The 12,320-nt window shown below is 55.7% G+C and carries 10 protein-coding genes and 1 tRNA gene; 10 read left to right on the forward strand and 1 reads right to left on the reverse strand.

All coding sequences use genetic code 11. The features are described from left to right. Positions 1-17: 17 nt before the first annotated feature. The 3 genes from CW360_RS07095 to CW360_RS07105 all read left to right on the forward strand — a co-directional run bounded on the left by CW360_RS07095 (position 18) and on the right by CW360_RS07105 (position 3,886). Positions 18-1,187, forward strand: coding sequence for a zonular occludens toxin domain-containing protein (locus CW360_RS07095; protein ID WP_101193216.1), 1,170 nt, complete (start codon positions 18-20; stop codon positions 1,185-1,187). 405 nt (positions 1,188-1,592) lie between these two features. Further along, positions 1,593-2,870 (forward strand): hypothetical protein, encoded by a 1,278-nt coding sequence (locus CW360_RS07100; RefSeq protein WP_101193217.1) that lies wholly within the window; start codon positions 1,593-1,595, stop codon positions 2,868-2,870. Then, a complete protein-coding gene (locus CW360_RS07105) occupies positions 2,867-3,886 on the forward strand; it encodes a phage integrase (RefSeq protein ID WP_101193218.1) in 1,020 nt (339 codons plus the stop codon). Before CW360_RS07100 ends, CW360_RS07105 begins: the two co-directional genes overlap by 4 nt. Before the next feature lie 24 nt (positions 3,887-3,910). On the opposite strand, the gene CW360_RS07110 is transcribed toward CW360_RS07105, so the two are convergent. After that, a tRNA-Met gene (locus CW360_RS07110) sits at positions 3,911-3,987 on the reverse strand. A 214-nt stretch (positions 3,988-4,201) separates the two neighbouring features. On the opposite strand from CW360_RS07110, the gene nosR reads away from it, so the two are divergent. The 7 genes from nosR to tatA all read left to right on the forward strand — a co-directional run bounded on the left by nosR (position 4,202) and on the right by tatA (position 12,312). After that, on the forward strand, positions 4,202-6,382 hold the full coding sequence (nosR, locus tag CW360_RS07115) for a transcriptional regulator NosR (RefSeq protein ID WP_101193219.1): 2,181 nt from the start codon (positions 4,202-4,204) through the stop codon (positions 6,380-6,382). A gap of 39 nt (positions 6,383-6,421) precedes the next feature. Next, on the forward strand, positions 6,422-8,341 hold the full coding sequence (nosZ, locus tag CW360_RS07120) for a TAT-dependent nitrous-oxide reductase (protein WP_101193220.1): 1,920 nt from the start codon (positions 6,422-6,424) through the stop codon (positions 8,339-8,341). A gap of 165 nt (positions 8,342-8,506) precedes the next feature. After that, entirely contained in the window at positions 8,507-9,769 is a 1,263-nt protein-coding gene (locus CW360_RS07125; protein WP_101193243.1) for a nitrous oxide reductase family maturation protein NosD, read from the forward strand. Beyond that, positions 9,766-10,689, forward strand: coding sequence for an ABC transporter ATP-binding protein (locus CW360_RS07130; protein WP_101193221.1), 924 nt, complete (start codon positions 9,766-9,768; stop codon positions 10,687-10,689). The genes CW360_RS07125 and CW360_RS07130 overlap by 4 nt, the downstream gene beginning before the upstream one ends. Next, a complete protein-coding gene (locus CW360_RS07135; protein ID WP_093985201.1) occupies positions 10,689-11,519 on the forward strand; it encodes an ABC transporter permease in 831 nt (276 codons plus the stop codon). The genes CW360_RS07130 and CW360_RS07135 overlap by 1 nt, the downstream gene beginning before the upstream one ends. A gap of 26 nt (positions 11,520-11,545) precedes the next feature. Continuing rightward, a complete protein-coding gene (locus CW360_RS07140) occupies positions 11,546-12,139 on the forward strand; it encodes a nitrous oxide reductase accessory protein NosL (protein WP_101193222.1) in 594 nt (197 codons plus the stop codon). A gap of 14 nt (positions 12,140-12,153) precedes the next feature. Further along, on the forward strand, positions 12,154-12,312 hold the full coding sequence (tatA, locus tag CW360_RS07145) for a twin-arginine translocase TatA/TatE family subunit (RefSeq protein WP_101193223.1): 159 nt from the start codon (positions 12,154-12,156) through the stop codon (positions 12,310-12,312). The last annotated feature ends 8 nt before the right edge of the window (positions 12,313-12,320 follow it).

The following is a 12,320-nucleotide window of genomic DNA, read 5'->3' on the forward strand; positions in this document are numbered from 1 at the left end:
TAGGGAGGGGCTTTCTTATGTTGGTTATTCGTACAGGTAAGCCGGGTCATGGCAAAACCCTAAATTCTATTAAGGAGGTTGATCAAAAGGCATTTAAGGAGGGTCGCACTGTTTATTTTCATAACATTCGTGATTTGCAGACGGATAAGTTGCGTGCTTCTTGGTTTGAATTTGATGATCCTCTGAAGTGGTTTGAGCTTCCGCAAAATTCTATTATTGTTGTTGATGAGGCTCAGGGCTGGTTTGGCAAGCGCGATGATAGAACGCGCCCCCCTGAACATATTACGCGCTTTGAGGTTATGCGGCATGATGGGTTTGAGGTTCATTTAATTACACAAGACCCGCGCTATCTTGATGTTCATTTGCGTCGTCTTTGCAATCATCACATTCACTATTGGCGCGTTTTTAAGTCTACTCAGGTTATACGCTTTGAGTCTGAGGCTGTTGTTGAGAAGGTTGAACTAAAGACAAGCTTTAAGGATGCGGATAAGCGGCATATTAAGCTTGATAAAAAGTTTTTTGATATTTACTCAAGCTCTAAGGCTGATCATCATTTTAGATTTAATCCACCTAAAAAGATGATAATGGCTCTTTGTGTTATCTTTGCTGCTGGTTTTCTTTTATTTCGTGCTTATGATCGTTATTCGCAGGCTTCTCAAATAGATCAAGGTTCTGTTTCTTCTGCTGATCTTTCTTCTGTGGATAAAGTCAAGGAATCTGTTGTTAATATCATTAAGCCTGCTTCGTCGTCTGAGTCTCCTTTGTCGCCTGATCAATATATTGCCATTCATACGCCAAGGATACCTGATGTTCCTTCTTCTGCTCCCATATATGACGAACTAACCAAGCCTAAAACTTACCCTAAGCTTTCTTGTGTTATGTCTTCTGATCCTTCTTATATTGAACGAAACAAGCGTCGCTATCGTGTTGTCTCTGCTGGTGATCGTTCATATATGTGCGAGTGCTATACCCAGCAAGGCACCTGGTACAAAACCTCTTTTTCGTTTTGTCAGAATGCTGTTAATAGAGGGTATTTTGATCATGCCCGGCCTGATCGTGAGCTATTGGCAAAAAATGCTTCGCCTCCTTCTGACCGTCCACGCTTCGACTCTCCGCCTTCTGCTGATCCTTCTCCTGGTACAGCGGTTAATGTTGTCCCTTATGAAAAGGAACGTTTCCTATGGTGATTCTCTGCTATGTTGCGCTTGTAGGGACGCGGCTTGAGCCTGCGAGCGCCGCGCCCTACAAGCGCGACTGACGTCCTTGTAACACGTCAGATAAACGGATTTCGAAAGCGTCAAAAGCTGTCAATTTTGGGAAATTTGAAAAATGCAGATCAAGGATAATGAGGGACTGATATGAAACAAAAACGCCCGTCATACGTTAAACCTGACGCTTCAGGTTATTGGTTGCCGCCTAAGCGCTGGAAAATGCGCCTCTATAGGTTTTTTGGCCGTACCGCGCCTGATCGCTTCATTCGCTTTACTGATTGATTCTTTGGCTTCGCATAATGGGTGGCCTTATGTTTGGAACACGTCAGATAAACTGATTTCGAAAGCGTCAAAAGCTGTCAATTTTGGGAAATTTGAAAAATGCAGATCAAGGATTATGTCCGCATCGGTTTAGATGCTCTTCCGTCGCCTGTAGGTCGTATCTTTGTGCATCCTCGTGATGCTCAGATTGTCGATCTTTCAAGGGTTAAGATTCTTTCCTGTGGTGTTGATACAGTCCGTCAGTTATATCGTGGCCTTATTCGTCCTGAAGTGATGTGCCTTTTTGATAAGCCCGGTTCTATTGTTGATTTCGCTGGCCAGCGCTGGCATTCCGGTCGTGTTAGTAAAGACTCCGGTTATCAATATAAATTGCAGAATGCTGATCTCGGTTTAATTCTTCTTGTAAAGAATTTTAATTCTAAGATTGATACTGTCGGGCCTCATTTGAAAATTGAGGTTTCGCCACATGCTATTGATGCTTTCAGTCCTGGTCGTCTTCAGCAGCGACTTGATTATTACGCTGATTGCATTTTGACTAGCCTTGAGCGCAATCAGTGTGCTGTTCATTTGGCTTTGGATTTACAGGGCTGGTTGCCTCCTTCTGATCTTGTTTCTCGTATGCATTGTCGCGCCCGTACTCATCGTGATATTTCTGGCATTAGTGAGATTTCTTGGGCCACTAAATCAAGTATTTATGGTCGTGGTGAAACTTCAATGTTTGGTTCTGCTAGTGGTATTCAGCTTTCCATTTATAACAAAACTGAGCAGGCCCGTGCTATTGATAAGCTTGATTATTGGGAACAGGTCTGGCGGCGTCGTGATAGTTTAGACCCTTCTGATCCTCAAAATTATAATCCTGATTTTGATGTTTGGCGTATTGAATTGCGCTTTCATCATTCTGTTATTCAGCAGTTTGCATCAGGCTCCGTTGATGTTCATACAGGGGAGCTTCTTAAGACTAGCTCTTTTGCTGACTTCTCTGCTCACCTTGATGGCCTTTGGCGTTATGGCCTTCGCCAGTTTAAGCTTTTGGCTCGTCCTGGTTATTTTGATCCTCTTTGGACACTCATTCGTGATGATGTCCGTGTTGATTTGCCCGTTGATTCCCTGGTTGATCGCACTGAATATAAGCGCCAATACAAAACATCACGCGGATTTTCTGGCAAGAATGTTGAGCTTTTCTTAGGTAATTTTGTAAGCCTTGTTGCTCGTGAGCGTGTTGGTGCTAAGAAGGCTTTTGATCGTTTAAAGGATTGGGAATGCTGGCCTGTTATCCGTGATCATTATTCTTCTAAAGGCATGTCAGAGCTTGATATTTATAAGCATATAAAAAGCCTTCTTGAGGATCGGCATATTCGTTGGGGGCGGGCCGTATGATCTTCAAGGGTTCAAGCGGTTGGGATGTTGATTTTTGGCTTGATTACTCTGCGGGCATTCGTAAGCGTAAGCGCGGCTTTCGTACTAAGTCTGAGGCTGAACGGTGGGTTTCTGATCTTCGTCGCCAGTATCAACAGCGTGGCCGTGATCCTGGTGAGCGTCTTTCTGACTTGGTTGAAATATGGCAAGAGCTTCACGGCTCTACGCTTAAGGATAAATATCGCTTCAGCCGTACCATGGCCATTGTTGAGGCTTTGGGCAATCCTATTGCGTCCAGCTTCACTGCATTGGATTTTGGTCGTTATCGTACGAATCGCCTCAAGACGTGCACGCCTTCAACGGTCAATCATGAGCATCGTTATTTAAAGTCGGTTTTTAATGAGTTGATCCGGCTTGGCGTATGGCATCACGAAAACCCACTTGCCAAGCTTCGCCAGCTCAAGGTTGATGAGTCTGAGCGTGCTTTTCTTACATTGGATGAGTGTCGTGTTTTGCTGGCTGAATGTGCTGCTTCTTCAAACAGTCACACGCTCCCTGTTGCTCAGATTTGCTTGGCTACTGGTGCGCGATGGGATGAGGCTGAATCGTTGACTCGTCCTCATGTTCGCAATGGCCAGGTTAGGTTCCTTGGTACCAAAAATGGTTCCAATCGTTCTATACCTATTCCGCCTGACCTGGAGCGCCTCATTCTGTCCCGTGGCCTACCTGGTGCTGGTAGGCTCTTTGGTTCCTGTCGATCCGCCTTCCGCAAGGCTTATGAGCGTAGTGGTCTGCACACGCCAGGGCAGCTTACCCACATTCTGCGCCATACATTCGCAAGTCATTACATGATGGGTGGGGGTAGCATCCTTTCCCTTCAGCGTATCTTGGGTCACGGCGACATTAAGATGACCATGCGCTATTCGCACCTTGCGCCTGATCATTTTTCAACGGCTCTCTTGCTGTCCCCGTTGGCTCGGCTGACTGGTCAAGATGCGGACACTCTGCGGACAGTGCCGGAAACAAAAAGGGGCTAGCTTTCGCTAACCCCTTGATTTGTATGGTAGCAACGAGTGGACTTGAACCACCGACCCCAGCATTATGAATGCCGTGCTCTAACCAACTGAGCTACGTTGCCATTTGTGGCGCGCATTATTCTCTTGCTCTTGTGCGCTGTCAACCTTGGCGGGCAAATTTTTTTCTTTGTGCATTCAGTCGCTTAGCGATGCTCATTGAGAGCGCATAGTGGGTGCGGTATAGCGCCGCACAAACTCTTTCTTGACCAGGGTCAAGGGCAGTCTAAGGTTAGTCGGTAACCATGCACGCATCTTAACGGGCAAGTCAGAATTCTCATGTTCAGCCACGGGCGAGTCGGTACAGGGTTGCAGCTATCCATAAGATGGCTGTTGGTGTGGGGGCTGGTGCTGGCGGGGATGCAGCAGGCCCTTGCGGATCCACCGGGCGCGCTAGAGCGTGAGCGCATGCTGGTTGCCTTCCCGGCGCTGACCAGTATCTCCGAGCCTGCGGGCGAGTTTGCCGTACGTACCCTCAAGGCTGGGGAGGACGTACTGGGCTACGCCTTTCAGAGTAAGTCGGTGATCGATTTGCCGGCTTATTCGGGTAAGCCGATCAATATGCAGGTGGTGCTGGATCCTCAGGGGATCATCCAGGATGCCTATGTGCTTGAGCACCATGAGCCGATCCTGTTGACCGGTATTCCCGAGTCGAAACTGCATGAGTTCTCTGCCAAGTACACCGGCATCGGTGTCAACCAGCGCGTGGTGGTGGGGCGTTCCAGTGATCCCAATGCAGTGACTGTGGATGCGGTGACGGGGGCCACGGTGACGGTCATGGTACTCAGCGAGACCGTGATGCGTGCCGCGCATAAAGTGGCAGTGTCGCTGGGACTGGTCGAGGCGCATGCCGCGATCAAGAGTAAGCCGGCCACGATTCGCCAGGATGTCTACAGCCCCAGCGATTGGACAACCCTGACCGGCAATGGGGCGATTCGCCGGCTGCTGCTGACCCGTGGGCAGATCGACCAGGCCTTTGTTGGCAGTGAGGCCGAAGGTATTGATGAGGCAAGTGCCGAGCAGAAAGATGACACCTTCATCGATCTGTATGTGGCGCATCTCAATGCTCCGACCATCGGGCGCAATCTGCTTGGCGACAGCCAGTACGACTACCTGATGGGGCAGTTGAAAGAGGGTGAGCAGGCCATCGCGGTACTTGGCAATGGGCTGTATTCCTTCAAGGGCTCGGGTTATGTGCGTGGTGGGATTTTCGACCGCGTACAACTGCGCCAGTTTGGTGACCTGATCAGCTTCCGCGATCTCGATTTTCAGCGCCTGGATGATGTCTATCTGGACGGCATGCCGGCGTTTGCCGAGAAAGCGATTTTCATCGTGCGCAACCAGTATGCCTTCGATCCGGGGTCGGACTGGACGCTGGAGCTGTTGGTGCGTCGCCAGACCGGTCCTGTGGATGGCGTGTTCACCAGCTTCGAGATGTCCTACCAGATCCCTGAGGACTATATCGAGCGGCCACTGCCTACGGCTGAAGAACTGGCAGCCATCGAGGAGGCCAATCGGCCGATGTGGGTGAACATCTGGTATGCCAAGAGCTTCCAGGTGGCCGTGCTGGGCGCGGCATTGTTGCTGCTGATGGCCATTTTGTTCCTGCAGGATCGTTTTACCCGCTATCCGGCTTTCCTGCACTGGTTGCGCCGAGGCTATCTGATGTTCACCGTGGTGTTCATTGGCTGGTATGCCCTGGGGCAGCTGTCGGTGGTCAATGTGCTGACCTTCGTGCATGCGGTGATGCAGGACTTCCGCTGGGAGCTGTTCCTCAGTGACCCGGTGATCTTCATGCTCTGGGTGTTCACCGCAGGGAGCATCCTGCTCTGGGGGCGTGGCGTGTTCTGTGGCTGGCTGTGCCCGTTTGGTGCTTTGCAGGAGCTGATCAACGAGGCTGCACGCAAGCTGAAGATTCGTCAGTACGAGCTGCCCTTCGCCGTACATGAGCGGTTGTGGGCGGTGAAGTACATCATCCTGCTGTTGCTGTTCGGCATCTCCCTGGAATCGCTGGCCACGGCCGAGCGTTACGCCGAGGTCGAACCCTTCAAGACCGCGATTACCCTGAAGTTCGGTCGTGAGTGGTGGTTCGTGGCCTACGCCGTGCTGCTCCTGGTGATCAATATCTTCACCCGCAAGGTGTACTGCCGCTATATCTGCCCGCTGGGGGCAGCCTTGGCCATACCGACCAAGCTACGCCTGTTCGACTGGCTGAAGCGCCGCAAGGAGTGCGGTCAGCCTTGCCAGCTGTGCGCCAATGAATGCGAGATCCAGGCCATCCACCCGGATGGACGGATCAATGCCAACGAGTGCCACTACTGTCTGGATTGCCAGATGACCTACCACAACGAGCACAAGTGTCCCCCGCTTATCGCCCAGCAGAAGAAGCGAAAGCGCGACAAGGCGGCTCCGGCCGACCCGCAGCTGATCCCGGTAGTCGAGATGGATCCGCGCACTTAATAACGAGAAAGAAAAATCCCCTTCCCAAGGAGAAACACCATGTCTAACAGCAAGAAACCCGAGAACGAGGTGGAAAAAACCGGCCTGAGTCGCCGTGGCTTCCTCGGCGCCACAGCCATGACCGGTGCCGGTGCTGCCCTGGTGGGGGCTGCGGGTCTGGGTTCGGCGGTGATGAGCCGCGAATCCTGGGCGGCAGCGGTCAAGGATGCCAAGCTGAAATACCATGTGGCCCCCGGTGAACTGGATGACTACATCGGTTTCTGGAGCGGTGGCCACCAGGGCGAAGTGCGCGTACTGGGTATCCCGTCGATGCGCGAGCTGATGCGTATTCCGGTATTCAACGTCGATTCGGCTACCGGCTGGGGCATCACCAACGAGAGCCGGGCGATCATGGGCGAGAGCGCCAAGTTCCTCAACGGCGACTGCCACCACCCGCACATCTCGATGACCGACGGCAAGTACGACGGCAAGTATGTGTTCATCAACGACAAGGCCAACACCCGCGTTGCACGTATCCGCCTGGATATCATGAAGTGCGACAAGATGATCACTATCCCCAACTGCCAGGCCATTCACGGTCTGCGCCTGCAGAAGGTGCCCTACACCAAGTACGTGTTCGCCAACGCCGAATTCGTCATCCCGCACCCGAACGACGGCAAGATCTTCGACCTGCAGCATGAAAACAGCTACACCATGTACAACGTCATCGACGCCGAGAAAATGGAAGTGGCCTTCCAGATCATCGTCGACGGTAACCTCGACAACACCGATGCCGACTACACCGGGCGCTTCGCCGCTGCGACCTGCTACAACTCGGAAAAGGCCTACGACCTCGGTGGCATGATGCGCAACGAGCGCGACTGGGTCGTGGTATTCGATATCCACGCTGCCGAGAAAGCGGTCAAGGCCGGCAAGTTCATTACCCTGGGCGACTCCAAGGTGCCAGTACTGGATGGTCGCAAGAAAGGCGACCAGGACAGCGAATTCACCCGCTACATCCCGGTGCCGAAGAACCCGCACGGCTGCAATACCTCTTCGGATGGCAAATACTTCATCGCCAACGGCAAGCTGTCGCCGACCGTATCGATGATCGAGATCGCCAAGCTGCCTGACCTGTTTGCCGGCAAGCTCAAGGATCCGCGCGATACCATCGCCGCCGAGCCGGAGCTGGGCCTCGGCCCGCTGCATACCACCTTCGACGGCCGCGGCAATGCCTACACCACGCTGTTCATCGACAGCCAGGTGGTGAAGTGGAACATGGCTGACGCTGTGCGTGCCTACAAGGGCGAGAAGGTCAACTACATTAAGCAGAAGCTCGATGTGCACTACCAGCCGGGACACATCCATGCGTCGTTGTGTGAAACCAGCGAGGCCGATGGCAAATGGCTGGTGGCGCTGTGCAAATTCTCCAAGGACCGTTTCCTGCAAGTCGGCCCGCTGCACCCGGAGAATGACCAGCTGATCGATATTTCCGGTGAGGAAATGAAGCTGGTGCACGACGGCCCGACCTATGCCGAGCCGCATGACTGCATCATGGCGCGCCGTGATCAGGTCAAGACCAAGAAAATCTGGGAGCGCAACGATCCGTTCTTCGCCGGCACCGTAGCGATGGCCAAAAAGGACGGCATCAACCTGGAGACCGACAACAAGGTTATCCGTGACGGCAACAAGGTGCGTGTCTACATGACCTCCATGGCACCCAGCTATGGCGTGCAGGAGTTCACCGTCAAGCAGGGTGATGAAGTTACTGTGGTTGTCACCAACATCGACCAGATCGAAGACGTGTCGCACGGCTTTGTCATGGTCAACCATGGTGTGAGCATGGAAATCAGCCCGCAGCAGACCTCCTCGGTGACCTTCGTGGCCGACAAGCCGGGTCTGCACTGGTACTACTGCAGCTGGTTCTGCCATGCCCTGCACATGGAGATGGTTGGCCGCATGCTGGTAGAGCCGGCCTGAGTCCTGCCTGTGGATGTCCCGTTGCTTGTGCGACGGGGCAGCCGGGAGGCTTAGTGTCTATTGTTCCTGCCCGTCAGCAGACGGGCAGGAACAATTCTCTGGCTAGCTAAGGACAATTTCGTGCAGCTTTTCTCGGCGACTCGCCTGCGCCTGCTGGCGTTGTGCATGCCTCTTTTTTTCAGCGCGTCGGCCTTGGCCGAGTCGCGCGCGATCACCGAGCTGCCGCTGCAGGCGCTGGGTGATGATCGCTGGCAGCTGCCTGCCGGCGATTATTTCGGACAGTTCCATATCGAGAGCAGTCTGAGCCTTGAGTGTGCGCCAGGCGCGCGCATTGATGCCCAGGGAAAAGGGCACGCCCTGTTGATCAAGGCACCGCAGGTGCGCGTACAGGGCTGTACCCTGGAAAACTGGGGCCATGACCTCACCCAGATGGACTCGGCCATCTTCGTCGGCCGAGGTGCCGATGGCAGCGTGATACGGGGCAACCAGATACGCGGCCGTGGTTTTGGCATCTGGCTGGATGGTAATCGTGACGTGCAGGTGCTGGATAACCAGATTACCGGCGACGCCAGCGTGCGCTCGCAGGACCGTGGTAACGGCATCCACCTGTTTTCCGTGAAAGGCGCGCGGATTCTCGGCAATACCGTACGCGAGGCGCGGGATGGCATTTATATCGATACATCCCACGGTAACCACCTGGAAAACAATCTGCTGGAAGACCTGCGTTATGGCGTGCACTACATGTTCGCCAATGACAACACGGTGATCAGCAACATCACCCGGCGTACCCGGACCGGTTTCGCCTTGATGTCCAGCCGCAACCTGACGGTGGTTGGCAATCGCTCGGAGTTCGACCAGAACTACGGCATCCTGATGAACTACATCACCTATTCGCGCATTTACGACAACTACGTCAGCGATGTGCAGAGCGGCTCTACCGACGGCGACAGCATGATCAGTGGCGCCGAAGGCAAGGCGCTGTTCATCTACAACACGCTGTTCAACGATATTCGTGGCAATCATTTCCAACGCAGTGGCCTGGGTATTCACCTGACCGCCGGCTCGGAAGACAACCGCATCACCCTCAACAGCTTTATCGACAACCAGCAGCAGGTGAAATACGTCGCCATGCGTACCCAGGAGTGGTCTATTGATGGGCGTGGCAATTACTGGAGCGACTACCTGGGCTGGGATCGCAACGGCGATGGCCTGGGCGACGTGCCCTATGAGCCCAACGACAATGTCGATCGCCTGCTGTGGATGTACCCGCAGGTGCGTCTGTTGATGAACAGCCCGAGTATCGAAATGCTGCGCTGGGTGCAGCGAGCCTTCCCGGTGATGAAGTCGCCGGGCGTGCAGGACAGCCACCCCCTGATGCGTATGCCGACGGAAAAACTGCTGCCGGCAGCCAAGGAAACCCGACCATGAATGCAGTGGAAATCCAGCGCGTCCAGCAGCGCTACGGCAGCATGCAGGTGCTGCACGATCTTGACCTGACCCTCGGTGAAGGTGAAGTGCTGGGGTTGTTCGGCCACAACGGCGCGGGCAAGACCACTACCATGAAGCTGATTCTCGGCCTGCTCAGTGCCAGCGAAGGCAGCGTACGGGTGCTCGGTGGCGCGCCGGGCGATGCCCAGGTACGCCGTCTGCTTGGCTACCTGCCGGAGAACGTGACGTTCTACCCGCAGCTAAGCGGTCGGGAAACCCTCAGTCACTTTGCCCGTCTCAAGGGAGCGGAGCAGCGGCAGGTCGATCAGTTGCTCGAGCAGGTAGGCCTGGCTGGCGCGGCGCGGCGTCGGGTGAAAACCTATTCCAAGGGCATGCGTCAGCGCCTCGGGCTGGCGCAGGCCTTGCTGGGTACGCCCCGCCTGCTGCTGCTCGACGAGCCGACCGTGGGCCTCGACCCTATCGCCACCCAGGCGCTCTACCAGTTGATTGAGCGACTACGCAGCCAGGGCACCAGCATCATCCTCTGCTCCCACGTACTGCCGGGGGTGGAGCGCTATATCGACCGTGCGGCGATTCTCGCCAACGGACGCCTGCAGGCGGTGGGCGACTTGCCCAGCCTGCGTGCCGCGGCCGGTTTGCCCACGCTGATCCGCGCCAGCGGGCTGAGCCAGGCCCAGCACTGGCAGGCACGGTTCAGCGAGGCCGGGCATAGTGCCAGCAGCAGTGCCGAAGGCTTGCTTGAGGTGGCGGCGCACAATGGTCACAAGCTGGGCCTGTTGCGTCAGTTGCTGGGCGAGGGGCAGGTCGCGGACGTGGAAATCCAGCAGCCGTCCCTGGAGGACCTGTACTGCTACTACATGCAGCGTGCCGAAAGCACCGCACCTGCCGGGGAGTCGTGATGAATCAGATCTGGAATATCGCCCGCAAGGAACTCAGCGACGGCCTGCGCAATCGCTGGTTGCTGGCCATCAGCCTGTTGTTCGCCATGCTCGCCGCCGGTATCGCCTGGCTGGGCGCAGCCGCCTCCGGGCAGGTGGGGTTCACCTCGATTCCGGCGACCATTGCCAGCCTGTCCAGCCTGGCGACCTTCCTCATGCCGTTGATTGCCTTGCTGCTGGCCTATGACGCCATCGTCGGCGAGGAGGAGGGCGGTACGCTGCTGCTGCTGCTCACCTACCCACTGAGTCGTGCGCAGATCCTGCTAGGTAAGTTCATCGGCCACGGGCTGATCCTCGGTCTGGCGACGCTGATCGGTTTCGGCTGCGCAGCGCTGGCCATCGCCGTGCTGGTCGCCGATGTCGAGCTGGGCATGCTGGTCTGGGCCTTTGCCCGCTTCATGCTGTCGTCGACGCTGCTGGGCCTGGTGTTCATCGCCCTGGCTTACCTGCTGAGCAGCCTGGTGCAGGAAAAATCCAGCGCAGCCGGGCTGGCGCTGGGCGTGTGGTTCGTCTTTGTGCTGGTCTTCGACCTGGCCCTGCTGGCGATCCTGGTGCTCAGCGAAGGGCGCTTCAATCCCGAACTGCTGCCCTGGCTGCTGCTGCTCAACCCCACCGATGTGTTCCGCCTGATCAACCTGGCCGGTTTCGAGGGGGCCAGCAGCATGGTTGGGGTGATGGCTTTGGGCAGTGACCTGCCGGTGGGCAACGGTCTGCTCTGGCTGTGCTTGCTGGGCTGGGCGGGGCTGGCGCTGGGCCTGGCGTTTCTGGCCTTCCGCCGCCGCGAATTGTGAATTCTCCTGGGTGTAAGGTGATGACGATGCAAATCAATCTGGCAAAAAGTGCGGCGCTGGCCGCGTGTCTGTTGGGTGCCAGCCTGCTGGCCGGGTGTGGGGAAAAAGCCGAAGAGGTACGCGAGATCGTGCCGGTAGCCATCCATGACAGTGATGAATGCCATGTCTGCGGCATGATCATCGAAGAGTTCCCCGGAGCCAAAGGGCAGGCGGTGGAAAAGCGTGGCGCGGTGCGCAAGTTCTGTTCCAGTGCGGAAATGTTTGGCTGGTGGCTGCAGCCGGAAAACCGCCTGGCCACGGCAAAAATGTTTGTGCATGACATGGCGCGCAGCGACTGGCAGGCTCCCGATGATGAGCACCTGATCGACGCCAGCACGGCTTACTACGTGGTAGCGCCCAACCTGCAGGGGGCGATGGGTGTGCCGCTGGCTTCCTTTGCCGAGCAGGCGGCTGCCGAGCAGTTCGCGCAGATGCAGGGCGGTCAGGTGCTGCGCATCGACGACATCACGGCTGAGCTGCTGCAGCAGGGCGCCGCCATGGGACATGGGCATGCGCCCATGAGCCAGCAAGCCGACAGCCAGGCTGCCGAAGCCGGCCATGACGTCCACGCACACCATTAATCGAGGAGAGGACCATGGGAATCAGTGTCTGGCAATTGCTGATCATTTTGCTGATCGTTGCCTTGCTGTTCGGCACCAAGCGCCTGCGTGGCCTGGGCAGCGACCTGGGAGGCGCCATCAAGGGCTTGCGCCGTGCGCTAGGCAGTGACGAGCAGCCTGGCGAGAAGTCCTAAACGGCCGA

It is taken from the genome of Pseudomonas fluvialis (assembly GCF_002835605.1).
Classification (GTDB): Bacteria; Pseudomonadota; Gammaproteobacteria; order Pseudomonadales; family Pseudomonadaceae; genus Aquipseudomonas; species Aquipseudomonas fluvialis.

What these genes read in the sequence shown, in the direction of transcription:
- CW360_RS07100 (WP_101193217.1), top strand. Translation starts at nt 1,593, where the DNA reads ATGCAGATCAAGGATTATGTCCGCATCGGTTTAGATGCTCTTCCGTCG.
- nosZ (WP_101193220.1), top strand. Translation starts at nt 6,422, where the DNA reads ATGTCTAACAGCAAGAAACCCGAGAACGAGGTGGAAAAAACCGGCCTG.
- CW360_RS07105 (WP_101193218.1), top strand. Translation starts at nt 2,867, where the DNA reads ATGATCTTCAAGGGTTCAAGCGGTTGGGATGTTGATTTTTGGCTTGAT.
- CW360_RS07095 (WP_101193216.1), top strand. Translation starts at nt 18, where the DNA reads ATGTTGGTTATTCGTACAGGTAAGCCGGGTCATGGCAAAACCCTAAAT.
- CW360_RS07125 (WP_101193243.1), top strand. Translation starts at nt 8,507, where the DNA reads ATGCCTCTTTTTTTCAGCGCGTCGGCCTTGGCCGAGTCGCGCGCGATC.
- CW360_RS07130 (WP_101193221.1), top strand. Translation starts at nt 9,766, where the DNA reads ATGAATGCAGTGGAAATCCAGCGCGTCCAGCAGCGCTACGGCAGCATG.
- nosR (WP_101193219.1), top strand. Translation starts at nt 4,202, where the DNA reads ATGTTCAGCCACGGGCGAGTCGGTACAGGGTTGCAGCTATCCATAAGA.
- tatA (WP_101193223.1), top strand. Translation starts at nt 12,154, where the DNA reads ATGGGAATCAGTGTCTGGCAATTGCTGATCATTTTGCTGATCGTTGCC.
- CW360_RS07140 (WP_101193222.1), top strand. Translation starts at nt 11,546, where the DNA reads ATGCAAATCAATCTGGCAAAAAGTGCGGCGCTGGCCGCGTGTCTGTTG.
- CW360_RS07135 (WP_093985201.1), top strand. Translation starts at nt 10,689, where the DNA reads ATGAATCAGATCTGGAATATCGCCCGCAAGGAACTCAGCGACGGCCTG.